This window comes from Streptacidiphilus albus JL83 (assembly GCF_000744705.1).
In the GTDB taxonomy this organism is placed as follows: Bacteria; Actinomycetota; Actinomycetes; order Streptomycetales; family Streptomycetaceae; genus Streptacidiphilus; species Streptacidiphilus albus.
On record NZ_JQML01000001.1, the window covers coordinates 7127011 to 7149692 of the forward strand.

Consider the following 22682-nt stretch of genomic DNA (forward strand, 5'->3'; position numbering starts at 1 on the left):
GCACGTCAACCGGATTGTGGCGGCAGGAGGGCGGGGCCATGGCGCGGAACGGTCGGCGGTCGCGGCGGCTGGTGGTCGGAACCGAAGAGCTGTGGTGGTTCCTCGGCCATCGGCACCGGGAGAGCGAGGGACCACCGGTGGACTGCTGCGAGCTGCTGACCGTCCGTCGGCGCGCGGACCACGGCGGACGGCTGGTCGTGGCCTTCCCCGCCGGCCCGGGACGGCTGGTGCCGGACGGTTTCCTGCCCGGGGGCACGGTGGGCCTGCTCGGCGGGGAGCCGGTGAACCTGCACCGGCCGGGCGTGGTGCGGGCGCTGGTGGACGCCGCGCTGGCGCGCGGTTGGGATCCGGGCAGCCGCGCCGTGCTGGAGCTCGACGGCTGGGGGCTGCTGCCGACGACGGGCCGACCGGACGGGCCGACCCGGTAGCCCGGGTCGGGCTACCGGGTCGGGGACGATCAGCTGTGCCGGCCTCGGCGGCGGACCAGTACCCGGGTGCCGAGGCCGCCCAGCAGCAGGGCGCCGGCCGTGCCGAGCAGCAGCCCGGTGCCGTTCTGGCCGGTGTCCGGGAGGGTCTCGCCGCCGCTGGGGTAGGGGCGCGGCCGGTGGGTGGTGTGGCTGGGCCCGGGGCTCACCGAGTGCGTCGGGGAGTGCGAGGGGGTGGGCGTCGTCGAGCGGGAGGGCGTCGGCGTCGGCGTCGTGCAGTCCGGCAGGTCGCCGTTGAAGGGGTAGGCGTGCAGTTCGTAGCCGCCGACGCCCTCCTGGATCAGGCTGCCGGCCAGGTAGACCCGTCCGTTGATGCCTGCGGTGCCCAGCGTGGTGACCCCGTCCGGCCTGCCGGCCAGGATCGATCCCTGGAACTGGGAGCCGCCGGTGATGCGGACGGTGGCCGCGTTGGGGAAGTTCCACAGCAGCTTGGGCCCCAGCTCCGTCAGCTGGTCGCCCGGCTGGCCGGTCCCGGTGTAGGTCTTGATCACCGGGTCGGTCGTCTGCATGTTGACGATCACGGTGGCGCCGGTCGGGATGCCGGTGAAGACGAGGCCGATCTGGTGCTCGCTCGTGCCCAGGCTCTGGTCGACGTTGAAGACCTGGCGGCTGCTGTGGCCGTCGCCGTTGAAGGTCGCCTCGCTGTTGGTGATCGTGACGGTACCGGTGGCCTCGGCCTTGCCGGTGCAGGCGGAGAGCGCTTCGATGACCGGCCGCAGGTGGGTGTAGCGGGCGGCTGCGGCGGGGTTGTGGAGGTGCTGCCCGTCCGGGGTCATGGTGACGATGCCGGTGGTGGTGCCGCCGTAGGGGAAGTCGCCCCAGGCGGTGGTGGTCGCGTCGGAGCCGCCGACCAGCACGTGGTTGTTTGGCGCGACATCGACGTTGCCGCCGACGACCACGAAGTCCGATCCGGTGGGCGGTGGCACCCGCGAACCCACGCCGACCACGGACATGTTGAAGGCGCCACCGCCCTCGGACTTGTCCACGCTGAAGTTGCCGAGGGTGACGACCCGACCCTCGACCTCGGCGGCCCGGCCCACCACGGAGTAGTCACCGCCGACGAAGACATTGATGTTGGAGTCGCGCCCGGCGAAGTTGCCGTTGTTGGGGGGCGGGTAGTTGGACGGGCACTCGGGCCCGCCACAGGGGCCGAGCGGCGCCGGCATCGGCGCCGCCGCAGCCGGTGTCCAGGCCGCCGCGAACAGGGCGGCAGCCACTCCGGCCACCAGTGCGGACCTGCGCAGATCCCGCATTCCTCAGCCTCCACAGTTTGCCGTCCGGGCCGACGCGGAAGCGTCGGCGGCCAGGGCGGCCGCGCGGCCGGCTCCGGCCATACCGACGTCAGCAAAGCAACTGGCCGCCCGGCAGCGACGTCACCGCGCCGTCCGGGGCGGGATCTCCCCCCGAACGGCGCACCGGTGCCCGGAACGGGCGCGCGGGTCCGCGGCGCACCGGTCAGCGCGCGGAGCGGGCGCCGGCCGCCGCCGGGAGCGGCTCCGGCCCGGCGGCGGCCGGCGGGACCGGCGTCCGCATCGCGTCCAACCGCCGCAGGCTGAAGTGGCGTTGAGCCACCGAGAGGCCGGCGACCGCGGCGCCGAGCAGCAGCCAGCCGACCGGTCCTGCGGTCATCACCGCACCGGTCAGCAGCAGCGGCCCGGCGGACTTCTGCACGGACTGGGACATGCCGGCCACACCCAGGTAGGACGCTCGCGCCTGCTGGGGTGCGAGCGAGACCGCGAGCTCCCAGGAGGTCACCGACCGCAGCAGCTCCGCTGCGGTGACCAGCACTGCCGTGGCGAGCAGCGCGGCGGAGGCGGTCCAGGCGCCGCCGCCGGTCGCGGTGGCCAGGAGCGTGCAGAAGGCGAGCGTGGTCACCCCGTAGACCACGACCGCCGTGGCGGCCTGACGCGGAGTCCGGACCCTTGCCGAGAACCGCAGTTGCAGCAGCACCACCAGCACGGTGTTGAGCACCAGGAAGGTCGGGACGACGGCGCGCGGGGCCGAGGTGTGGTGCACCAGCCACAGCGGCAGCCCGACGTTGAGGACCGAGTCGTCCAGGTTCATCGGCGCGTCCAGCAGGACGAACAGCAGGTAGCGGCGGTCGCGCCACGGGCTCGGCGCGGGCGGCCCGGCTGCGGCGGCGGGAGCCGTCGCGGGCTGCGGCGGCGTCGCCGGTCCAGAGGCGTGCGGTTCCCGGGTGCGCCGGACCAGCAGGGCAGCGGCGAGGAAGGACAGCGCATCGGTCAGGATCAGCGCGTCGTAGGCGTCGCGGGTGCCCACGGCCAGTCCGACGGCGGCGATGCCGGCGCCGAGGGCGTAACCGGCGTTGGCCGAGCTGCGTGACAGCGCCTGGTAGGTGGAGCGCTGCTCGCCCGCCGCCCGCGTGGCGAAGAGCATCTCCAGGGTCTTGGCCGCCCGGTCGCCCAGGTAGGTGGCGGCCACCACCGGCAGCAGCAGCCCGAAGCCGTTGCAGACCAGCAGCAGGCAGAGGGTCACCAGCCGCAGCAGGTGGCAGCCGATCAGCAGGGTGCGGACAGGCAGGTGTCCGGCCAGTCGGCCCGCCAGCGGGGAGCCGGCGATGCCGGCCACACCGGCCGCGCCGAGCAGCAGGCCCAGCTGCCGCGCGTCCAGGCCGGCCACGAAGGTGAAGTAGAGGACCGAGGCCGCGCCCCAGACACCCGAACCGGTCCGGTCCAGGAACTGGGCGAGCAGCATGATCCTCGCGTCCCGCCCGCCCGGCGGTCGGCGCAGCTGCGCCACCAGGCCGTTCCTGCCCGTCCGGGACTGCCGGCTCACTGTCCGACGCCGCATGGCCGACCTCCGATCCGCTGCTGAGGTATCTCGACATCAAGAGATTCGGGGGGTAGCCTGCCGAAGATGAATCTTGATGTCAAGAAACTTGATGTCAACAGTCCTTCTGGCCTGCGGCGAACGCTGTCGCTGTGCACCTACTCGCTGGTAACTTGTAGCCATGACCGACACCCGAGAGTCGGACGGCCACCCGTCCATCGCCGAACTCCTGCCCGCCACCGTGCCGATGGTGCGGACGCTCAACCTGGAGTTCCTGGAGTGCACCGCCGAGCGCGCGGTGCTGCTCCTGCCCGACCAGCCTGAGTTCCACAACCACCTCGCCGCTCCGCACGCCGGAGCGATGTTCACCCTCGCCGAGTCGGCCAGCGGGGCGATCGTCCTGGCCGCGTTCGGCGACCAGCTCGGCCGTGCGGTGCCGCTCGCGGTCAGCGCCGAGATCGCCTACCGCAAGCTCGCGCGCGGACCGGTCACCGCCACGGCCGTGATCGGCCGCCCGGCAGCGGACGTGGTCGCGGAGCTGGACCAGGGCCTCCGGCCCGAGTTCCCGGTCGCGGTCACCCTCACCCGTGGGGACGGGGCGGTGACGGCGGAGATGACCGTGGTCTGGACGCTGCGCCCGCAGAGCTGACCCGGCGCCGCGCCCGCCGCGCGCTGTCGTCCGCGCCCCGCGCTGTGACGCGGGGCGCGGGGCGCGGACACAGGGGGTGTGACGTTGCTCAGCCGATCTCGTACTCGAACCAGAGCCGGTGGGTGCCGTCGGTGTCGACCGACAGGCCGCCGGCGCCGGTGATGCCGGCCAGCTCCCCGGTGCCGCTGCCGGGCACGATGGTGAAGAACTCCGCCGAACGGTCACTGCCGGAAGTCGTCGCCGAGTGGGCGAAGTTCAGGGTGCCCTCCAGGCCGTTGACCGAGCCCTCGAAGGACTCCATCGCCACGTAGGTGCCGCAGCCGCTCTCCTGGTCGAAGGCTGCGGTGAACAGGGTCGAGGCCCGCCCGGTGATCTCGCCCTCGAAGGCCTTCTCCATCGTCGCCACGCCGACCGGAGTCCCGGTGGCGACGGCCGGCTTGGGCTCCAGCTCGGTGGGGACGAAGGACTTCACGGTGAACGTTCCGGCGGCTCTCATGCCGTAGATCGTAACGGTGCGAACCGACCGGTTGCGGCAACTCACCGGGCGCGAAAAGCCGGTGGCGCGCCGTCGGACCGTGGTCGACGGGGCGCGCTCAGCCCACCCCGGCCACCCTGCCCTCCGCGCCCGCGCGGGGCATCCCGTCGACGCTCAGGCAGATGCCGAAGACCCGGTCGTAGCCGGTCCAACCGTTGACGCGGCCACGATTGTTGCTGATCTGCACCCGCCGGCGGGCCGGGTCCACCGCCGAGACCAGGTGCAGGTAGACGGTCCCGGCCACGCGGGCGAGGACGATGTCGCCGACCACGACCCGCGCCGGGTCGGCCGGCGCCACCACGACCTCCTGCCGACTGCGGATCAGCGGCACCATCGACGATCCGCTCGGCCGGAAGGCGACGGTCGCGCCCCCGGCCACCCGCTGCGCCAACGCGTCCAACATGCCCATCCGCCGATCCTGCCCGATCCGGCCCGCTCACCGCGACGCGATTTCCGCCGAGGACGGCGACGGTCGGCTTCGGTCGGCGACGGTCGGCGTCGGACTACGATCCGGGGGTGGAGCAGCGGATCGGGATCATAGGTATCGGGCGGATGGGGACTCCCATCGCCGCCCGGTTCGTCGACGGCGGGCTGGCAGTGGCCGTTCACGACGTTCGGGCCGAACGCGAACAGGCCGCGCGGGACTGCGGCGCCGAGTGGCGGCCCTCGGCGTGCGCGGTGGCGGCCGACGCGGAGGTGCTGATCACCGTGCTTCCCGGGCCGGCCGAGGTGGCGGCGGCCGTGACCGAGGAGGTGCTCGCGGCCCTGGCTCCCGGGGCGACCTGGATCGACATGTCCAGCAATGCGCCCGCCGCTGCCGCGCCGCTCCGCGAACGGGCGTCGGCGCGCGGGATCGGGGTGCTGGAGGCGCCGATCGGCGGCAGCCCGGCCGACGCGGCGAGCGGCTCGCTGCGGCTGTTCGTGGGCGGGGACGGCGAGTTGCTCGCCCGCCACCGGGCGCTGCTGGAGCTGGTCGCGGACCCTCGGCGGATCGCCCTGGTCGGCGGCCCCGGCGCGGGCTACACGGTCAAGCTGCTGATCAACCTGCTCTGGTTCGGCCAGGCGGCGGCCACCGCCGAGGCCCTGCTGCTGGGACAGCGGGCCGGTGTCGACCTCAACGTGCTGCGCGACACCCTCGCCGAGAGCGCGGCCGGCAGCGACTTCATCCGCCGCGACCTGTCGTCCCTGTTCGCCGGCGACTACCTCGCCTCCTACCCGCTGGACCGCATCCACGACCAGCTCGCGGTGGTGGCCTCGATGGCTGCCGAACTCGCGACGCCGCACACCATCACCGAGCGGGTACGCGGTCTCCATCAGGAGGCACTTGAGCGCTACGGCCCGGTCGACGGCGAACTCCTCGCGGTCGCCCTGCTGGAGGAGCAGGCGGGCACCCGGCTGCGCGGCTGAGCACACGTGCGAACGGCCGGTGCTGACCGGAAAACAGTGGCAGAATTCCGTCAGCGAACGATGAACTCACCCTGCGGCAAGAGGAGTTCCCACCGTGGCCGGCTCATCCGCACAGCTCTTCGCGCAGATCTCCGACGCCCTTCCGCCCGCCAGGGGCGGGATCTCGCTGCGCCGGGCCGTCGTCCTGGGCGGCAGCGTCGCCGGGCTGATGGCCGCGCGGGTGCTCAGCGAGCACGCCGAGGAGGTGGTGATCGTCGAGCGCGACGGCACGGCCGGTACCGGCGGCCCGCGCCCCGGGGTGCCGCAGGGCAGCCAGGTGCACGCGCTGCTCCCGGCCGGCGTGGTCCAACTGGAGCGCTGGTTCCCGGGGTTCGCCGCCGAGGCGGTGGCCGCCGGAGCGGTGACCCCGCCCCGGGACGGCTCCCGCGAGTGGTTCTACACCGACGGGCGACGGTGGGTCACCGCGCCGATCGACCAGGACTGGACGGTCCTGGTCAGCACCCGTCCCTTTCTGGAGGCCCTGATCCACCGCCGCACCCTCGCGGTCGGGAACATACGCCGGGTCACCGGCCTGGCCGAGGGACTCGACTTCGACGGGGACCGGGTGGTCGGCGCCCGGTACACCCCGTTGGGCTCGGACCAGCAGGTCACTCTGGAGGCCGAGTTGGTGGTCGACGCGATGGGCCGCTCCAGCCGGCTCGGCGACTGGCTGGACGAGAGCGGCTGGGAGCGTCCGCCGATGCGACGGATGCCGATCAAGTTGAACTACGCCACCTCCGTCTTCCAGCACGACGGCGCGGTAAGCGAGGCCTGGAACGTGGTCTCGACCGCCGCCGCCGACCCGGCCGCTGGCAGCCCGCCCCGGATCGGCGGGGTGATCCTGGTCGAGGACCACCGCTGGATGGTGCTGGTGGCCGGCTACGCCGACGACCGCCCCAGCCGGGACGCGGTGGAGTTCGGCAGGCGCTGCCGCGAGGACTTCCCCCAGGTGTTCGGCGACATCGCCGAGCGTGCCAAGCAGGTGAGCGAGGTGGTGACGTACCATCAGGCCGACAGCAGGCGGCGGGACTTCCACGAGCTCCGACGGTTCCCGGCGGGGCTGGTCGCGACCGGTGACGCGGTGGCCTCGTTCAACCCCGTCTACGGCCAGGGCATGACCTCGGCCATGCTGCACGCCTCCTGCCTGTCGGCCTACCTGCACGCCCCGCGCACCTCCCTCCGCGAACCGGCGAGCGGCTACTTCGAGCAGGTGAAGGTGGTCGTCGACGCCGCCTGGCAGGTCTCGACCTTCGCCGACCTGGAACTGCCGCACGTGGACGGGCCCTACCCGCGCGGCTACCGACTCATCCGGTGGGTGGGTCGGCTGCTCTTCGAGCTCGCGGTCACCGACGCCGTCATCAGCGAGCGGGTGGCCCGCACCACGACCATGCTCGCCCACCCCGACTCCCTGGCCAGCCCCCGGCTCCTGGCGCGCGCCCTCCGCCTCCGGCTCTTCCGCCGCGCGCCTGCCGCGCCCGCCGCCGATCCCGATGCCTCGGCGGCGTAGGCGCAGCAGAGGCAGGTGAAGGGTGGTGCGACCGGGATCTGAGATGCTCGGGGGATGACGGAGCACCAGGCGGAACACGGATATCTGCTCGACAACCAGCAGTCGCAGGCGGTGATCCGCTTCGGTGCCCTGGGCGAGCTGTTCGACCCGGTGACCTTCAGGCATGTGGACCGGCTGGGCATCGGCGCCGGAATGCGCTGCTGGGAGGTCGGGGCGGGCGGCCCCAGCGTGCCGGCCGGGCTGGCCCGGCGGGTGGGCCCGGGCGGGTTCGTGCTGGCCACCGACATCGACCCGTCCTGGACCGCGCCGGAGGAGGACGCCGGGGCCGGGACGGTCGAGGTGCTGCGGCACGACGTCGCCGCCGACCCGCCGCCCTCCGGCGGCTTCGACCTGGTCCACGCCCGGCTGGTGCTGGTCCATGTCGCCGACCGGGAGGAGGCCCTGCGCCGGATGGTGCAGGCGCTGCGTCCCGGCGGCTGGCTGCTGCTGGAGGACGCCGATCCGGGGCTGCAGCCGCTGCTCTGCCCGGACGAGTCCGGACCGGAGCAGCGGCTGGCCAACCGGCTGCGCTCGGGCTTCCGCGCGCTGATGGCCGAGCGCGGCGCGGACCTCGCCTACGGGCGAACCCTGCCCCGGGTACTGCGGGAGTCCGGCCTGGAGGAGGTCCAGGCCGACGCCTACTTCCCGATCACGTCACCGGCCTGCACCGTGCTGGAGGCGGCGACGGTCCGGCAGATCCGGTCCCGGCTGGTGGCGGCGGGCCTGGCCACGGAGGAGGAGGTGGACCGCCACCTGGCGAGCGTCGAGACCGGGCGGCTGGACCTGGCGACCGCCCCGTTGGTCTCCGCCTGGGGCCGTCGCCCGTCGGCGTAGCCGCGCGGACGCCGGACCCGCGCGCCGGGCCCGCGCGCCGGGCCCGGACGCCGGGCCCGGACGCCGGGCCCGGACGTCGGGTGCAGCCCAGCGTGACCAGCCGGGCCCCCGCCGTCGGCCTCGATCACCGTGCCGGTCGGATTGGCGCCGCCACCCAGCGGCTGGTGAGCGACCCGGGGCCGGCGGCGACGACCGGCCGGTTCTTCGACCGCACCCGGGACACCCGCGCCGCCGCCCAGGCGTACGACCCCCGGGCCCGCGCCGAGCTCTGGAACCGGAGCCTCGCGCTGGTCGGCCACGCCGATCTGGACTGGGCGGAGAGGTCAGCCGTAGACGCGGACGTAGTCGGCGGCGAAGGTGATCGGCGCGCTGCCGGTCGGGGCCGGGTGGTACTCACCCGCGCTGACCGAGAGGCTGAGGATCAGGTACGCGGACCAGTTGGCGCCGACGCCGGTGCCGTCCGAGTAGACCTTGGTGCCGTTGACGTACCAGCTGACCGAGTTGGCGCCGTAGTAGGTGCCGATGGTCACCCACTTGCCCGGGGCGATCGCGTTGGCGTCGGTGTAGTAGTCCTGCGCGGGGTTCACATGGTTGGTGAGCTCCAGCAGGTTCGGGTTGTCGGGGTGGTACTCGAAGGAGTCGATCTCGCCGTTGCCGTTCTTCCAGGTCCACAGCGCGGGCCAGGCGCCGGCGGCGGTCGGCAGCTGCACCCGGGTCTCGACGTACTCGCCGGTCTTGACCTGGAAGCCCTGGGTCGAGCCCTCGGTGGTGAGCAGACCGGTGTTCCAGGCCGTCTTGCCGTTCTCCAGGACATGGGTGGAGGGCGTCGCGGTGAAGGTGGCGACGCCGTTGGCGACGCTCACGGCCGAGGGGTCCAGCCAGTCGAGCTTGTTGTCGTTCGGGTTGTGGTTGCCGTACTGGAACGAGGTGGTGGTGTCGCCGACCCAGGTCGATCCCCAGGCGATCGGGCTGCTGAAGTCGTCGGACCAGATCAGCTTCTGGCCCGCGACGGGCGAGCCGGAGGTCGCGGTCGCCGGGGGAGTGGCGGGCGCACTCGGGGTGGGCGTGGGCGTGGGGGTGGGCGTGGCCGGCGCGGTCGGCTTGGTGGTCGCGGCGGGCGCGACGGTCAGGGTGTGCGAGGCCAGGTTGTGCCAGGCGCCCGCAGTGTCCTGCCAGAAGCCGAACTCGGTGTAGGAGCCGGCGGGCAGGGTGCGGCTGCCGGTGGTGATCGAGACGCCGGCCGGGCAGATCCGGACGTTCGAGGCCGAGCCGGGGAAGTCCAGGTTGTCGCCGGCCTTGTCGCGAACGCCGACGCCCAGCGTCTTCGCGGTGAAGCAGGACTTGGCGTGAACGGTGAGGCCCGCGGTGGTGGCGACGCCGGCCGTCATCGACGTCGGGGTGAGCCGGTCCTGGGTGACGGTGGGGGCGGACGCGGTGGCGGCGACGGCCTGTCCGGCCAGCGGGACGGCGATCAGTGCGGCAGCGCCGGCGGTGGCACAGAGGCGCGCGGGTATGGCAGGGAGACGCATGTCGGTGTTCCTCGTGACACGCCTGCGAGGTGAGCTGTCGGGTTCGGGCCTGAGGAAGCCCGGCCGCCGGTGGTGCGGCTTCACCCCGAGCCGTGGGCCGCGGCGCCCTGCGGGCGGTGCGGCGACGGCGACTTACCTGGTTCCCCCGCTCCTGTCCGATTCGGTGCTCGACAGCCCGCCGGCGGGTGGACAGGATTCGGCGTCCCGGCGGCGTGGTCCGCCCACGGCGGAGTATGCAGGGTAGGCAGACGAGTCCCGCCCGGACAATGGGTTGTGCCCGGTCTCACATCGGGACGGACCGGGGCGGATCGGACGAACCACGCGGATCGGTGAACCCTTGTACGAGCATGTCGTCGGTCCGGTCGGACAGTTGGACATCCTAGTGACGTGCGCCCGTCATTGGCCTAGATTCCGATGGGCATGAACGCACGGCGGCGCCTCGGGAGAGTGCCGCCGACCGCACCCCATCGAGCACCAAGGGAGCCGTCACCATGGCCGACACCGCACCGTCCGCCCCGCTGTCCGGTCCGCCGCCCGCGCCGGCGGTCGGATTACCCGTGATCACGCCGACCCGGGTGGTCTGCGGGATCCTCCTCCTCGCTCCCTTCGTGGCCCTGTTCTGGGTCAACTCCTATGCCAGGCTGCGGCCCGCGTTCATCGGGATCCCGTTCTTCTACTGGTACCAACTGCTCTGGGTGATCGTTTCGGGCGTCTTCACCGGCGGCGCCTACCTGCTGATCCGCCGCGAGGAGGCCCGCCGCCGGGCGGACCCGCCCCCAGGGGCCGGCAACGGCAGCAGCGGCGCCGACGGCGGCACCGACGGCGCGCCGACCGAGGGGGCCGGACGATGAGCCGACTCACCATCTCGGCGGCCGGGCACACCAACGCCGTCTCGCTGACCGTCTTCATCGTGCTCTTCCTCGTGGTCACCGTCGTCGGCTTCCTCGCCGCCCGCTGGCGCCGGGCCGAGAACCCGCTCCACCTGGACGAGTGGGGCCTCGGCGGACGCGGCTTCGGCACGATCGTCAGCTGGTTCCTGCTCGGCGGCGACCTCTACACCGCCTACACCTTCATCGCCGTCCCCGCCCTGGTCTACGGCGTCGGCGCGGCCGGCTTCTACGCGGTGCCCTACACCATCCTCGCCTGGCCGCTGGTGTTCCTCTTCCTGCCAAGGCTCTGGTCGGTGGCGCGCAGCAAGGGGTACGTCACCCTGGCCGACTTCGCCCGGGGACGCTACGGCTCGCGCTACCTGGCGCTCGCCGTCGCACTGACCGGGATCCTGGCGACGATGCCCTACATCGCACTGCAGCTCGTGGGCATCCAGGCCGTGCTGGACACGATGGACATCGGCGGCTCCAGCGGCTTCGCCAAGGACCTGCCGCTGCTGCTGGCCTTCGCCGTGCTCGCCGCCTACACCTACTCCTCGGGGCTGCGCGCCCCCGCGCTGATCGCGTTCGTCAAGGACACCCTGGTCTACATCGTGGTCCTGGTCGCGGTGATCTACATCCCGATCCGGCTCGGCGGCTACGGCCAGATCTTCCACGAGTCCGCCGCGGCCCTGGCCAAGACCAGCCCCGCCACCGGAAAGCCGCGCGGTTCGCTGGTCACCGGACCGAGCGCGCAATGGGCCTACGCCACCCTGGCGATGGGTTCGGCGATGGCGCTGTTCCTCTACCCGCACTCGGCGACGGGGCTGCTGGCCGCCAAGAGCCGGAACACGGTCCGCCGCAATCTGGCGCTGCTCCCGGCCTACTCGCTGATGCTGGGACTGCTGTCGCTGCTCGGCTTCATGGCCATCGCGGCCGGCATCGGCAAGGGCGTGACCGGCTACAACGCCCAGTTGGCGGTGCCGCAGCTGTTCGCCAGGATGTTCCCCTCCTGGTTCGCCGGGGTGGCCTTCGCCGCCATCGGCATCGGGGCGCTGGTCCCGGCGGCGATCATGTCCATCGCCGCCGCCAACCTGTTCACCCGCAACGTCTACCGGGAGTTCCTGAAGCCGGACGCCACCGCCGCCCAGCAGACCCAGGTCGCGAAGCTCGCCTCGCTGGTGGTGAAGCTCGGCGCCCTGGGCTTCGTGCTCGGGATCGACAAGCAGTTCTCGATCAACCTGCAACTGCTCGGCGGCATCTGGATCCTGCAGACGTTCCCGGCGATCGTCAGCGGGCTGTTCTCCAAGTGGCTCCACCCCTGGGCACTGCTGGCCGGCTGGGCCGCCGGCATGGCCTACGGGACCTGGACCGCCTACGGCGTGGCCGCCGCCGGGAAGCCGCACTCGCACTTCGGCGGCAGCTCGGCCACCATCCCGCTGATCGGCCAGATCGGCTACGTCGGGGTGACGGCCTTCGTGCTGAACCTCGCCGTCGCGGTGGTCGGCACCCTGCTGCTCCGCGCGTTCAAGGCGCCCGGGGGGCGGGACGAGACCGTTCCGGCCGACTACCAGCTGGGCCTGGCCCCGGAGCCCGCATCACCGGTCGGCTGATCCCGCGCCGCCCGTCCCCGCCGTGTCGGCGCGGGCCGGGCGGCGCGGGCGGTCAGGCCGCGTCGGCGCCGACGCGCGGGCGGAGCCGGTTGCCCACGGCCACCAGGATCAGGGTGAAGACCACGAACACCACCGTGACGATCACCGACCAGGTGGTGACATGGGCGTAGCCGCCGGGCTCGCGCGGGTCCAGGAAGTCGTACGGGTACCAGCCGACCATCGGGCCGCGCAGCAGGGACACGGCCAGGTACGCCAGCGGGAAGACCAGCCAGGAGGAGGCGCGGCCGAGGGCGATCCGGGCCTTCGGCGGCAGCAGCAGCCAGTCCAGCAGGAGGGCGACCGGCATCACCCCGTGCACCACGTCGTTCTGCCAGACGATGGTCTGCGCGTCGATGGTGTTCGACAGCAGCGTCCAGAACACCAGCCCGGTGATGATCAGGTAGAGCGCGGACGCGCCGCGCAGCAGGTCGGGCACCCCGGGTCGGCCGCGCAGCAGGGCGACTCCGCCGGTCAGCAGCACGGCCGCGCCGAAGAGGTTCGACAGGTTGGTGAAGTAGAAGATGAAGTTGCCGCCGTCGTGGTCGTGGACGTCCCGGTCCAGCCCGACGGCCAGGGCGATCAGCGCCAGCAGTCCGAGCGCGATCCGGAGTACGCCGACGAGTGTGTGGTTACGTGCCATGGGGGCAAGGTACAGACCGTCGCCGCCGGGCGCTACCAGTAAGTAACGTGGCTGCCGGTGCCCTCCTCGGGGCGGGGGCACAAAAATCCCACAAGATTGCCCGCTAGGGTGCGGCCGACGTGTGCGGGTCGTCGCGGTGGTCCAGAGACGGGTGGGCAATGCAGCAGGAACGGGTTCTCGGGGGTCGGTACGTGCTGGAGCGCCTGCTGGGGCGCGGCGGCATGGCCGAGGTCCACCTGGCGCAGGACACCCGGCTCGACCGCCCGGTCGCGGTCAAGGTGATGGGTCCGGGGATGGCGGACGACCCCACCTATCTGGCGCGCTTCCGGCGGGAGGCGCAGTCCACGGCCTCGCTCAACCACCCCGCCGTCGTCGCCGTCTTCGACAGCGGCGAGGACACGGTCGACGGCGCGCTGCTGCCGTACCTGGTCATGGAGTACATCCACGGCACCACCCTGCTCGACCTGCTGCGCCTCGGCCAGGGGCAGCAGGGGACTGCCGGGCAGCCGCCCGCCACCGGGCTGCCGGTGCGGCGGGCCCTGGAGCTGACCCACACGGTGCTGGACGGCCTCGCCCACGCGCATGCCCAGGGCATCATCCACCGGGACATCAAGCCGGCCAACGTGATGGTGACCGAGGACGGCGCGGTCAAGCTGATGGACTTCGGCATCGCGCGCCCCGTGCAGGACCGGGGGATGACACTGACCGATCCGGCCATGGTGATCGGGACCGCCGACTACCTCTCGCCGGAGGCGGCGCGCGGCGAGAGCGTGGACGCCCGCGCGGACCTCTACTCCGTCGCCTGCCTGCTCTTCGAACTGCTCACCGGTCGGCCCCCGTTCGTGGGGGAGTCGGCGCTGGCGGTGGGCTGGCAGCAGATCTCGGCGGAGCCGCAGCCGCCTTCGGCGTTCGCACCCGCCGTCCCGCGCTCCTGCGACGGTTTGGTGCTGCGGGCCCTGGCCAAGGACCGGGAGCTGCGCTTCGCCGACGCGGCGGCCATGCGCACGGCGGTGGAGCAGGAGTTGCGGCAGCTGGACGCGGCCTCGGCGGCCACCGGTACGGTCGGCGGTCCGGCAGTGACCGAGGTGCCGGCCGGCGGCCCGACCGTCCAGTTGGGCGCCCGGGCGGCGGGGCGCGGCGCGGCCCGGGCGGCCGAGCGCGAGGAGCGGGCCGCAAGCCGCCGGACACCCCGGCGCCGGACCCGCCGGGTGCTGCTCGCGGTGGCCGGTGCGGTCGTGCTGATCTCCGGGGTCGCGGCCTACCAGGTCGCCGGCTCCGGGGGCGGATCTGCCCCCGGGGCCGGCTCCGGAGCCAAGTCCGGTTCGGCCGTCGGCGGCTCGGTGGCGGGCGCGGTCACCGGCACCCACCATGAGCTGGCGCCCGATCTGACCGGCCGCTCGCTGGCCGGCAGTCGGGCCGTGCTGCGCGAGCACGGCCTGCGGGTGGCCGGCGTCGGCCTCGGCGGCTGCCCGGGGACCTCGGTCGCCGCGCATCGGGTCTGCGCCCAGGTTCCGAAGCCGGGCACGGTCGTCGACGACGGCGCCGGAGTGCAGATCACCCTCTCCACCGGGCCCGGCGCGGCCACCGGCTGACGGTCGCCCTGGACTCGATTGTCCTGGACTCGGTTGTCCTCGGCTCAGTTGTCCTCGGCCATGGCGCGGACCAGGCTGGCCGGTCGCATGTCGGTCCAGTTGGCCTCGACGTGGTCGAGGCAGGCCTGGCGTCCGTCGGGGCCGTGGGCCACCGTCCAGCCGGCCGGGACCTCGGCGAAGGCGGGCCAGAGCGAGTGCTGGTTCTCCTCGTTCACCAGCACCAGGTAGGTGCCGTCTGCGTCCTCGAAGGGGTTTGCCATGAGTGCTTCCTCTCTCAACGGTGTCTCGGTCGGCGCGGTCTCAGCGTAGCCGCCATCGACCGACCATGATCGACTGCGGCGAACGAGGGGCCGCCGCCGGGCGTCGGCCGGGTGAACTTCTCGGTGGGACCGCCGGTTCGGTCGCAGCGCCGGTTCGGTCGCAGCGCCGGTTCGGTCGCGGCGACGGTTCGGCCGGAGCGACGGTTCGGCCGGAGCGACGGTTCGCTCAGAACGCCAGTGACTCGACTCGGCGCACCGCGGCCCCGGCGGCCACCTCGGCCATCTGCTCGGGACATCGGAACGCCTCGCGCGGGACCACCAGATCGGGCTGATGGCAGGTCAATTCGTGCTCGGCGGCCAGCCGGTCCCGCCCGCCGCCGCTGATGTTGAGCAGAACCCGGCCGTCGACGTCGATCCGGCCCCCGCGCACCGCGTCCCGCAGCGCGGCCAGGGCGACGCCGGCGGCCGGCTCGATGTCGATCCCCTCCAGCTCGCGGAAGGTCTCCATGGCCGCGCGGGCCGCCGCGGCGTCGGCGACGAGGACCTGCCCGGCGCTCTGGGTCAGCGCCTCGCAGAGGCCGCCGCCCACGTCGTAGGGCGGCCGACGGTTGGTCAGCTCCGGTGCGAAGGCCCGCCCGCAGGACTCCCGCTGCTCCTGCTGCTCCCGCTCGGAGTCGCGCTCCCAGGGCCGGACCCCGGAGTTCCAGGCCTGATGGACCGGTGCGTAGCAGGAGTTCTGGGCAAGGATCAGCTGCGGTAGTCCCGAGGGCTGTTGATCAGCTGCGGTGCCGGCGCTGATCCGCAGTGCGGCCTCGTGGACGGCGATGGCCCCGGCCCCGCTGCCGATGGCCTGGACGTAGTAGGCCGGGAGCCCGCCCATCGCCTCCACCGCGGAGAGCAGCACGGTGGCCAGGCCGTCGCGGCGGCCGACATTGCGGGTGCCGCCCTCGGCGGTGAACCCGGGCAGCCGGGCCAAGGCGTCGCCTAGGGCGATGGCGTCGGCGTAGTCCGCGCCGTCGACCGCGACGATGCGGACCAGGTCGGAGGCGGGGGCGAGGGTCCGCAGCCGGGGCAGCGCGGCGGCCGGTACGACGATCGCCACCGGCACCCGCTGCCGGGCGCAGAGCTCGGCGAAGGCGGCGGCGGTGTTCCCGGCCGAGGTCACCACCAGCGTGCCGGCGTCCTCGGGGAGCCGGCCGAGCACCGTGGCGGCTTCGAGCTCCTTGAACGTACCGGTCGTCAGATCGCCGCCCTGCTCCGGCCAGTAGCCGTTGAAGGCGATCCAGAGTTCGCTCAGACCCAGGAAGCCGGCGAGGCGTCGGCTGCGGTAGACCGTCGACCGCCCGGTGCCGGGCAGTGTGCGGCGCACCGGGAGCCAGTCGCGGTAGCGGAAGACGCCGCTCTCCCGGTCGTCGGGGGCGAGCGCCTCGGTGCGGTAGTCGGTCTTCCACAGGCCGGGGTCGTGCGGCTCGGGGCAGCCGAGGGTGACCCCGTCGTCGGATTGCCGGTGTCCGCAGACGGAGCAGACGAGGCGGTAGTGGGCGGCGTCGGGCGCATCAGCGTGCATGGGGGCCGGTTCGCTCTCGGTGTGGTCGGTACATCGGATCCCGCTGCTGCGCGTCCCGTCCGGCGGGAGCGGCGACCGGCTGACTTCCACGAATGCACTGTCAATCCGGCTCGGCGGCGGACGGGTTGGGAGCTGCTGGTACTGGGGCGGCATGCCGCCGAAGCGCCCCGGAACGGGAGTCGCCTGCTTGGAGGCTGGTGTCCGGCCAGGAACGGGAGACCGCGAAAAAGCGAACGCGAGATGAATTCACCATTCATAGTGGTGGCGAATTCCGCAACGCCGGTGACTGCCTTCCTCCGGCGTGTACTTGGCTGACGAACCTGCTGCTAGCCTGCTCCCGGCGACGGCCGGATCATGGTCGGACGCTGCGGCAACGGCGTTTTCCCATAAGGATTCTGAGTCTATTTCCGCAATCATGGGAACACGCACGGTAAACGAACGAGTCGGGGAGGGGACAGGTATGGACCTGGAACAGGAGGGTCTCCACCCGTCATTGTCGGCGCCGGTCAGCGAGTCCATGAATTTCCTCAACGAGGTCGCGCAACGCTTTCCCGGGGCCGTGTCGCTGGCGGCCGGCCGGCCGTTCGAGGGCTACTTCGACCTCGATGACGTCCACCGCTACCTGGAGACCTACCGGCGCCACCTGAGCGAGCGGCTGGACGGCGACGAGGCCGCGGTGCGCCGCACGATCCTGCAGTACGGGCGGACCAAGGGGATCATCCACGAGCTGATCGCGGAGCACCTCAGGGTGGACGAGGGCATCGTCGTGGACCCGGAGGCGGTGGTGGTCACGGTCGGCTGCCAGGAGGCGCTGTACCTGACGCTGCGTGCGCTCCGCGCCGACGACCGGGACGTGCTGCTCGCGGTGGCGCCGAGCTATGTCGGGGTCCATGGCGCCGCCCAGCTGGTGGACCTGCCGGTGCTGCCGGTCAGGGAGTCGCCGGAGGGCGTCGACCTGGACGACCTGGTGGCCGTCGTCCGGCAGGCGAAGGCCGCCGGGCTGCGCCCCCGCGCCTGCTACGTGATCCCCGACTTCGCCAATCCGAGCGGGATCAGACTCACTCGGGAGGTCAGGGAGCGGATGCTCCGGATCGCCGCCGACGAGGGCTTCCTGGTACTGGAGGACAACCCGTACGGGCTGCTCGGCGACCCCTCCGGGCCGCCGACCATGAAGTCGCTCGACACCGACGGACAGGTCGTCTACCTCGGCTCCTTCGCCAAGACCGGCCTGCCCGGGGCCCGGGTCGGCTACGTGGTCGCCGACCAGCGCGTGACCGGCGCGACTACCGGGCAGGACCTGCTCGCCGACCAACTGGCCAAGATCAAGAGCATGCTGACGGTGAACACCTCGCCGATCGCGCAGGCGGTCATCGGCGGCAAGCTGCTGGAGCACGGGTACAGCCTCCGGGACGCCAACTCCCGCGAGATCGCCACCTACCGGGCCAACCTGGAGCAGGTGCTGGCCGGGCTGGAGAAGCGGTTCGGCGGCCCCGACTTCCCCGGGGTCAGCTGGAACAGCCCCACCGGCGGCTTCTTCCTGCTGCTGACCGTCCCCTTCCCGGCCGGGGACGAGCTGTTGGAGCTCAGCGCCGCCCGGCACCGGGTGCTGTGGACCCCGGTGCACCACTTCTACGCGGACGGACAGCCGCGCTACGTCATCCGGCTCTCCTTCAGCCACCTGCTGACGGACGAGATCGAGGACGGCCTGGACCGGCTCGCGGACTTCGTCCGGGAGCAGTCGGCCGCGCACCGCGAGCAATAGTCCGGCGGCTGCGCCTGCCGTCCGCCCCACCGACCGATCTCCCATGCACCGGTTCTGAGCATTCGTCATGTAAGGAGGGCCGACGCGCCCATGGAGCACTGCACACCGCTGGTCCGTAGCAAGCCGAGGAGCTGGGGGTGGACGTACCGATGACGACCATCCCGACCCCTGCCGTCCCGACCCCTGCGATCCTCCCGCCCCCTGCCATCGCAGCCGCCGCGGTCGCGTCCCCGGCACGGAACGCCGCCGCGCGGCGCGGACTGCCCCCGGAGGCGGACGCCGCACGGATCATCGGAGTGGGCACGGCGGTCCCCGCCGAGTCCTACTCGCAGCAGGACATCCTGGACGCCTTCGGCGTCGAGGACCCGCGGATCCGCTCGATCTTCCTGAACAGCGCGATCGACCGCAGGCACCTCACCCTGCCGCCGCTGCGCCCGGACGGCACCCGCGCCCTGGAGGACCAGGGCCAACTGCTCGCCAAGCACAAGGCCCAGGCCGTCGACATGGGCGTGCGGGCGATCGAGGAGTGCCTCAAGCGCACCGGACTCGACCTCGCGGACATCGGCTACCTCTGCTGCGTCACCACGACCGGCTTCCTCACCCCCGGCCTCAGCGCGCTGATCATCCGCGAGCTGGGCATCGACCCGCACAGCAGCCGCCTCGACGTGGTCGGCATGGGCTGCAACGCCGGACTCAACGCACTCAACGCCGTGGCCGGCTGGGCCCGGGCGCATCCGGGCCAACCCGCGCTGATGGTGTGCGCCGAGGCCTGCTCCGCCGCCTACGTCTTCGACGGCACGATGCGCACCTCCGTGGTCAACAGCCTGTTCGGGGACGGCGCCGCCGCCGTGGCGGTACTGGCGGGGGAGTCGGACCTCCCGCTGCCCCGCGCCGAGGGCCCCCGGCTGCTGCGCTTCGCCAGCTACATCATCACCGACGCCCTCGAAGCCATGCGCTACGACTGGGACAGCGCGCAGGACCGGTTCAGCTTCTTCCTCGACCCGGCCGTGCCCTATGTCGTCGGCGCGCACGCCGAGATCGTGGTCGACCGGCTGCTGGCCGGGACCGGGCTGCGGCGCAGCGACATCGCCCACTGGCTGGTGCACTCGGGCGGCAAGAAGGTCATCGACGCCGTCGGCGTCAATCTGGGATTGACCCGCCACGATGTGCGCCACACCACAAGCGTTCTGCGGGACTTCGGGAACCTTTCGAGCGGTTCGTTCCTCTTCTCCTACCGACGGCTGCTGGAGGAACGCGCCGCCGAACCGGGCGACTACTGCGTGCTGATGACGATGGGCCCCGGATCCACCATCGAGACCGCCCTGGCCCGCTGGTGAACGCCCGACCCGAGCAGTCCGCCCGACCCGAGCAAGAAGGCGAGCCCACGATGAACCACTCCGGCACGACCACCACCATCACCGCCGCGGCCCCCGCGCTGCTGGTCGGGATCGACGGCGCGGCGGCGCTGTCCGCGGCGACCGTCGCCGCCGTCAACGGCCTGTGCGACCTGGCCGAGGACGCCGCCGCCCGAGGCCCGGTGCTGCTCCGGCTCACCGGGGCCCCGCCGCCGCGGCCTCCGCCGCCGTCGGGGGCGCCGCCGTCGGGGCCGGCGTACCGCCGCTCACGCTGGTCAACAAGTGGGAGCGCGCGCTGCGTCGGCTGGAGCGGCTGAACCTGCCGGTCGTCGCGGTGGTGACCGGCGACTGCGGCGGCGTCGCGCTGGAGGCGCTGCTCACCGCGGACTTCCGGATCGCCGAGCCCGGCAGCCGGCTGCTGCCGCCGACCGGTCCGGGCGGAGTCTGGCCCGGCATGGCGCTCTACCGGCTGACCAACCAGCTCGGGGTGGCGGCGACCCGCCGCGCCGTCCTCTTCGGCGCATCGGTCCCGGCGGAGCAGGCGCTGCAGTGGAACCTGCTGGACCTTCTCGTCGACGACCCCGGTTCGGAGCTGCCGGACGAGGCGGCGGCCGTGCTCGCGGCGGCCGGCCCCGGTCTGGCGGTCCGTCGGCAGTTGATGCTCGATGCCACCACCACCAGCTTCGAGGAGGCCCTCGGCCGGCACCTCGCCGCCTGCGACCGCGTGCTGCGCCGCACCGACGCCGGGGCCGCCTCGTGACCGCCACCGCCACCGCCACCGCCGCCGCCAGCACCACTGCCGCCGCGCGGGCGGTGGCCGAGTCCGCCGAGCGGACCGACGCCCTGCTGGCCACCCTGCCCCTGCCCAGCGCGCGTTCGGCAGCTCAGCAGGCCCTCGCCGTCGAGGCCCAGAACGAGGCGCGGACGCTCCGCAGCCGCTTCCTCAAACTCCACGGCCCGGACCTCTACCAGCAGCTGACCGACGGCCTGGCCCTCGACCTGCGGCTGCCCGAACTGGTGGCCGGTGCGGCCGTCGCCTGCCCCGGGCTGGTCCCCTCGGCCGAGCGGATGGCCGAGGAGCAGTCCCGCCCCCAGGCCGACAAGGAGGGCCTGGAGATCGACCAGGGTCTCTTCCTGCGGCAGATACTGGGCTCGCCGGTCTCCGGCCCGCACCTGGTCGACGCGATGGCGCTGCCCACCGAGCGGGCCCTGCGGCTCCTGCCGGAGTTCCGCCGCACCGGCCTGCTGGAGCTCCGCTCCGTACGGCTGGAGCGGCAGGGCAGCGCGGCCCATCTGACGATGTGCCGCGAGGACAGCCTCAACGCCGAGGACAACCAGCAGGTCGACGACATGGAGACGGCGGTCGACCTGGCCCTGCTCGACCCGGCCGTCGGCGTGGGCGTGCTGCGCGGCGGCGTGATGACCCATCCCCGCTACCGGGGCCGACGGGTCTTCAGTGCCGGGATCAACCTCAAGAGCCTGCACGCCGGGCAGATCTCGCTGGTCGACTTCCTGCTGCGCCGCGAACTCGGCTACATCAACAAACTGCTCCGGGGCGTCCGGGTGGACCACGCCGGCTCCTGGCACACGCCGGTCATCGAGAAGCCCTGGGTGGCCGCGGTCGACACCTTCGCGATAGGCGGCGGCGCCCAGCTGCTCATGGTCTTCGACCGGGTACTGGCCGCCGCCGACTCCTACGTCAGCCTGCCCGCCGCCCAGGAGGGCATCGTCCCCGGCGCCGGGAACCTCCGCCTCGGCCGGCTGGCCGGGGGGCGGATCTCCCGCCAGGCGGTGCTCTGGGGCCGTCGGATCCACGCCACCGAGCCCGACGCCCGGTTCCTGCTCGACGAGGTCGTCGAACCGGACCGGCTGGACGGCGCGGTGGAGGAGTCGCTGGAACGCCTGGACAGCCAGGCGGTGACCACCAACCGCCGGATGCTCAACCTGGCCGAGGAGCCGCCCGAGCACTTCCGGCACTACATGGCGGAGTTCGCCCTCCAGCAGGCGCTCCGGCTGTACAGCCAGGACGTGATCGGCAAGGTGGGCCGCTTCGCGACGGCCTCCGCCGCCGCCCGCACCTGACCGGAGCCCGACCCCCTCAGAACAGGCAGGGACAGAGCATGGTGAAGGACCTGACCGCAGTCCGCTACGAGAAGGACGGCCGCGTCGCCCGGGTGACGCTCGACCGGCCCGCTTCGCTCAATGCGATGGACCTGCGGATGCACGAGGAGCTCGGGCGGGTCTGGGACGACTTCGAGGCCGACGACGAGCTCTGGCTCGCCGTGCTCACCGGCGCCGGCGACCGGGCCTTCTCCGCCGGGCAGGACCTCAAGGAGCTCGCCGCGCGGAACCGCTCCGACTCGGCCGCGCCCTCGACCTTCGGCAGCGAGGGCAAGCCCGGCTGGCCCCGGCTGACCGAGCGCTTCGACCTGGCCAAGCCGGTGATCGCCCGGGTCAACGGCCACGCCTTCGGCGGCGGCTTCGAACTGGCCCTCGCCTGCGACGTGATCGTGGCCGCCGACACGGCCACCTTCGCCCTGCCGGAGGCCAAGCTCGGCCTGATCGCCGGAGCCGGCGGGGTGTTCCGGCTGGCCCGCCAGGCGCCGCACCGGGTGGCTCTCGGCCATCTGATCACCGGCCGTCCGATGACGGCGGCCCGCGCCTACGAGCTCGGGCTGGTCAACGAGGTCGTTCCGGCCGAGGAACTCGACGCCTGCGTCGACGGCTGGGTGGCGGACGTGCTGCGCTGCGCCCCGCTGGCGGTGCGCGCGATCAAGGAGGCCGTGGCGACCGCCGCCACCGCCCCGCTGGAGCAGGCGTTCCGGACCCGCTACCGATGGGAGGAGCGGCGGATGCACAGCGCGGACGCACTGGAGGGGCCGCGCGCCTTCGTCGAGAAGCGTCCCCCGCAGTGGCAGGGCCGCTGACCTCGGCCCCGCCCGCTCCCGGGTGACGGACGGTCAGGGCTGCGTCACTCAGTGAACTCCCCCCTGCTGTCCCATGTTTATGCAGTCTTTGGGCTCCGTTCACCCCTGGGCCCTCGGCTATGGCTTTGCCTCGGGCAGCGTGGCCCGAAGACATGATCTTCGATCTGTCGCATCGCAACCCAGCAGGTATCCCTCGGACCGTGAGCGGGCGGGGTCGATCCGTCGACCCCGCCGAACCGCCGCGTCC

At 72.9% G+C, this 22682-nt stretch carries 22 protein-coding genes and 1 riboswitch; of the genes, 14 read left to right on the forward strand and 8 right to left on the reverse strand.

Features of this window, described 5'->3' with window-relative positions; genetic code table 11:
- Positions 1 to 38 precede the first annotated feature (38 nt).
- Positions 39 to 428 carry a hypothetical protein gene (locus BS75_RS31360; protein WP_042439907.1) on the forward strand — a complete coding sequence of 130 codons (390 nt, stop codon included), beginning with the start codon at positions 39 to 41 and terminating at the stop codon, positions 426 to 428.
- A 29-nt stretch (positions 429 to 457) separates the two neighbouring features.
- Here the strand turns inward: BS75_RS31360 and BS75_RS31365 are convergent, their stop codons facing one another.
- A complete protein-coding gene (locus BS75_RS31365) occupies positions 458 to 1738 on the reverse strand; it encodes a choice-of-anchor A family protein (protein WP_052069836.1) in 1281 nt (426 codons plus the stop codon).
- 202 nt (positions 1739 to 1940) lie between these two features.
- Positions 1941 to 3245: an MFS transporter gene (locus BS75_RS31370; RefSeq protein WP_231607939.1), complete on the reverse strand. Its 1305-nt coding sequence runs from the start codon at positions 3243 to 3245 to the stop codon at positions 1941 to 1943.
- 211 nt (positions 3246 to 3456) lie between these two features.
- Between BS75_RS31370 and BS75_RS31375 the strand changes: the two genes are divergently transcribed.
- Positions 3457 to 3924: a DUF4442 domain-containing protein gene (locus BS75_RS31375; RefSeq protein ID WP_034090666.1), complete on the forward strand. Its 468-nt coding sequence runs from the start codon at positions 3457 to 3459 to the stop codon at positions 3922 to 3924.
- 88 nt (positions 3925 to 4012) lie between these two features.
- Here BS75_RS31375 and BS75_RS31380 read toward each other — a convergent pair whose 3' ends face one another.
- Together BS75_RS31380 and BS75_RS31385 are read right to left on the reverse strand one after the other, a co-directional pair.
- Positions 4013 to 4420, reverse strand: coding sequence for a DUF3224 domain-containing protein (locus BS75_RS31380; RefSeq protein WP_034090667.1), 408 nt, complete (start codon positions 4418 to 4420; stop codon positions 4013 to 4015).
- Positions 4421 to 4517: 97 nt separating this feature from the next.
- Complete coding sequence (locus tag BS75_RS31385) at positions 4518 to 4868, reverse strand: S24/S26 family peptidase (RefSeq protein WP_034090668.1); 351 nt, start codon at positions 4866 to 4868, stop codon at positions 4518 to 4520.
- Between the two features lie 107 nt (positions 4869 to 4975).
- Here BS75_RS31385 and BS75_RS31390 point away from each other — a divergent pair, with 107 nt between their 5' ends.
- The 3 genes from BS75_RS31390 to BS75_RS31400 all read left to right on the forward strand — a co-directional run bounded on the left by BS75_RS31390 (position 4976) and on the right by BS75_RS31400 (position 8285).
- Positions 4976 to 5866 (forward strand): NAD(P)-dependent oxidoreductase, encoded by an 891-nt coding sequence (locus BS75_RS31390; RefSeq protein WP_267970536.1) that lies wholly within the window; start codon positions 4976 to 4978, stop codon positions 5864 to 5866.
- A gap of 94 nt (positions 5867 to 5960) precedes the next feature.
- The gene (locus tag BS75_RS31395) at positions 5961 to 7412 is read left to right on the forward strand and encodes an FAD-dependent oxidoreductase (RefSeq protein WP_052069839.1); all 1452 of its coding nucleotides are present in this window, start codon (positions 5961 to 5963) and stop codon (positions 7410 to 7412) included.
- Positions 7413 to 7466: 54 nt separating this feature from the next.
- The gene (locus BS75_RS31400) at positions 7467 to 8285 is read left to right on the forward strand and encodes a methyltransferase domain-containing protein (protein WP_034090670.1); all 819 of its coding nucleotides are present in this window, start codon (positions 7467 to 7469) and stop codon (positions 8283 to 8285) included.
- A 323-nt stretch (positions 8286 to 8608) separates the two neighbouring features.
- On the opposite strand, the gene BS75_RS47080 is transcribed toward BS75_RS31400, so the two are convergent.
- Positions 8609 to 9814: a glycoside hydrolase family 16 protein gene (locus BS75_RS47080; protein WP_081982754.1), complete on the reverse strand. Its 1206-nt coding sequence runs from the start codon at positions 9812 to 9814 to the stop codon at positions 8609 to 8611.
- Between the two features lie 5 nt (positions 9815 to 9819).
- Positions 9820 to 9990: riboswitch (cyclic di-AMP (ydaO/yuaA leader) on the reverse strand.
- Positions 9991 to 10305: 315 nt separating this feature from the next.
- Between BS75_RS47080 and BS75_RS31410 the strand changes: the two genes are divergently transcribed.
- Both BS75_RS31410 and mctP read left to right on the forward strand, forming a co-directional pair.
- Positions 10306 to 10665 carry a DUF3311 domain-containing protein gene (locus BS75_RS31410; protein ID WP_152646130.1) on the forward strand — a complete coding sequence of 120 codons (360 nt, stop codon included), beginning with the start codon at positions 10306 to 10308 and terminating at the stop codon, positions 10663 to 10665.
- Complete coding sequence (gene mctP / locus BS75_RS31415) at positions 10662 to 12293, forward strand: monocarboxylate uptake permease MctP (RefSeq protein WP_034090671.1); 1632 nt, start codon at positions 10662 to 10664, stop codon at positions 12291 to 12293. Before BS75_RS31410 ends, mctP begins: the two co-directional genes overlap by 4 nt.
- A 52-nt stretch (positions 12294 to 12345) precedes the next feature.
- Here the strand turns inward: mctP and BS75_RS31420 are convergent, their stop codons facing one another.
- Positions 12346 to 12972 (reverse strand): Pr6Pr family membrane protein, encoded by a 627-nt coding sequence (locus BS75_RS31420; protein WP_034090672.1) that lies wholly within the window; start codon positions 12970 to 12972, stop codon positions 12346 to 12348.
- Between the two features lie 191 nt (positions 12973 to 13163).
- Between BS75_RS31420 and BS75_RS31425 the strand changes: the two genes are divergently transcribed.
- Positions 13164 to 14564, forward strand: a complete 1401-nt coding sequence (locus BS75_RS31425) for a protein kinase domain-containing protein (RefSeq protein WP_052069841.1) — start codon at positions 13164 to 13166, stop codon at positions 14562 to 14564.
- Positions 14565 to 14608: 44 nt separating this feature from the next.
- On the opposite strand, the gene BS75_RS31430 is transcribed toward BS75_RS31425, so the two are convergent.
- Positions 14609 to 14824, reverse strand: a complete 216-nt coding sequence (locus tag BS75_RS31430) for an MbtH family protein (RefSeq protein ID WP_034090673.1) — start codon at positions 14822 to 14824, stop codon at positions 14609 to 14611.
- 226 nt (positions 14825 to 15050) lie between these two features.
- Entirely contained in the window at positions 15051 to 16391 is a 1341-nt protein-coding gene (locus BS75_RS31435; protein WP_042439915.1) for a cysteate synthase, read from the reverse strand.
- 460 nt (positions 16392 to 16851) lie between these two features.
- Here BS75_RS31435 and BS75_RS31440 point away from each other — a divergent pair, with 460 nt between their 5' ends.
- The 6 genes from BS75_RS31440 to dpgD all read left to right on the forward strand — a co-directional run bounded on the left by BS75_RS31440 (position 16852) and on the right by dpgD (position 22435).
- Positions 16852 to 18153, forward strand: a complete 1302-nt coding sequence (locus tag BS75_RS31440) for an aminotransferase-like domain-containing protein (RefSeq protein ID WP_034090674.1) — start codon at positions 16852 to 16854, stop codon at positions 18151 to 18153.
- 137 nt (positions 18154 to 18290) lie between these two features.
- On the forward strand, positions 18291 to 19490 hold the full coding sequence (dpgA, locus tag BS75_RS31445) for a 3,5-dihydroxyphenylacetyl-CoA synthase DpgA (protein ID WP_231607940.1): 1200 nt from the start codon (positions 18291 to 18293) through the stop codon (positions 19488 to 19490).
- 50 nt (positions 19491 to 19540) lie between these two features.
- Entirely contained in the window at positions 19541 to 19825 is a 285-nt protein-coding gene (locus BS75_RS50765; RefSeq protein WP_231607941.1) for a hypothetical protein, read from the forward strand.
- Between the two features lie 2 nt (positions 19826 to 19827).
- Positions 19828 to 20268: an enoyl-CoA-hydratase DpgB gene (dpgB, locus tag BS75_RS50770; RefSeq protein ID WP_331281476.1), complete on the forward strand. Its 441-nt coding sequence runs from the start codon at positions 19828 to 19830 to the stop codon at positions 20266 to 20268.
- Positions 20265 to 21590, forward strand: coding sequence for a (3,5-dihydroxyphenyl)acetyl-CoA 1,2-dioxygenase DpgC (dpgC, locus tag BS75_RS31455; protein WP_042439909.1), 1326 nt, complete (start codon positions 20265 to 20267; stop codon positions 21588 to 21590). Before dpgB ends, dpgC begins: the two co-directional genes overlap by 4 nt.
- A gap of 38 nt (positions 21591 to 21628) precedes the next feature.
- Complete coding sequence (gene dpgD / locus BS75_RS31460; RefSeq protein ID WP_034090675.1) at positions 21629 to 22435, forward strand: enoyl-CoA-hydratase DpgD; 807 nt, start codon at positions 21629 to 21631, stop codon at positions 22433 to 22435.
- Positions 22436 to 22682: the final 247 nt, after the last annotated feature.

Excerpts from the sequence above, each read along its gene's own strand:
- BS75_RS31360 (WP_042439907.1), top strand. The coding sequence starts at position 39 with ATGGCGCGGAACGGTCGGCGGTCGCGGCGGCTGGTGGTCGGAACCGAA.
- BS75_RS31365 (WP_052069836.1), bottom strand. The coding sequence starts at position 1,738 with ATGCGGGATCTGCGCAGGTCCGCACTGGTGGCCGGAGTGGCTGCCGCC.
- BS75_RS31375 (WP_034090666.1), top strand. The coding sequence starts at position 3,457 with ATGACCGACACCCGAGAGTCGGACGGCCACCCGTCCATCGCCGAACTC.
- BS75_RS31380 (WP_034090667.1), bottom strand. The coding sequence starts at position 4,420 with ATGAGAGCCGCCGGAACGTTCACCGTGAAGTCCTTCGTCCCCACCGAG.
- BS75_RS31385 (WP_034090668.1), bottom strand. The coding sequence starts at position 4,868 with ATGGGCATGTTGGACGCGTTGGCGCAGCGGGTGGCCGGGGGCGCGACC.
- BS75_RS31400 (WP_034090670.1), top strand. The coding sequence starts at position 7,467 with ATGACGGAGCACCAGGCGGAACACGGATATCTGCTCGACAACCAGCAG.
- BS75_RS47080 (WP_081982754.1), bottom strand. The coding sequence starts at position 9,814 with ATGCGTCTCCCTGCCATACCCGCGCGCCTCTGTGCCACCGCCGGCGCT.
- BS75_RS31410 (WP_152646130.1), top strand. The coding sequence starts at position 10,306 with ATGGCCGACACCGCACCGTCCGCCCCGCTGTCCGGTCCGCCGCCCGCG.
- mctP (WP_034090671.1), top strand. The coding sequence starts at position 10,662 with ATGAGCCGACTCACCATCTCGGCGGCCGGGCACACCAACGCCGTCTCG.
- BS75_RS31420 (WP_034090672.1), bottom strand. The coding sequence starts at position 12,972 with ATGGCACGTAACCACACACTCGTCGGCGTACTCCGGATCGCGCTCGGA.
- BS75_RS31430 (WP_034090673.1), bottom strand. The coding sequence starts at position 14,824 with ATGGCAAACCCCTTCGAGGACGCAGACGGCACCTACCTGGTGCTGGTG.
- BS75_RS31435 (WP_042439915.1), bottom strand. The coding sequence starts at position 16,391 with ATGCACGCTGATGCGCCCGACGCCGCCCACTACCGCCTCGTCTGCTCC.
- BS75_RS31440 (WP_034090674.1), top strand. The coding sequence starts at position 16,852 with ATGGACCTGGAACAGGAGGGTCTCCACCCGTCATTGTCGGCGCCGGTC.
- BS75_RS50765 (WP_231607941.1), top strand. The coding sequence starts at position 19,541 with ATGAACCACTCCGGCACGACCACCACCATCACCGCCGCGGCCCCCGCG.
- dpgD (WP_034090675.1), top strand. The coding sequence starts at position 21,629 with ATGGTGAAGGACCTGACCGCAGTCCGCTACGAGAAGGACGGCCGCGTC.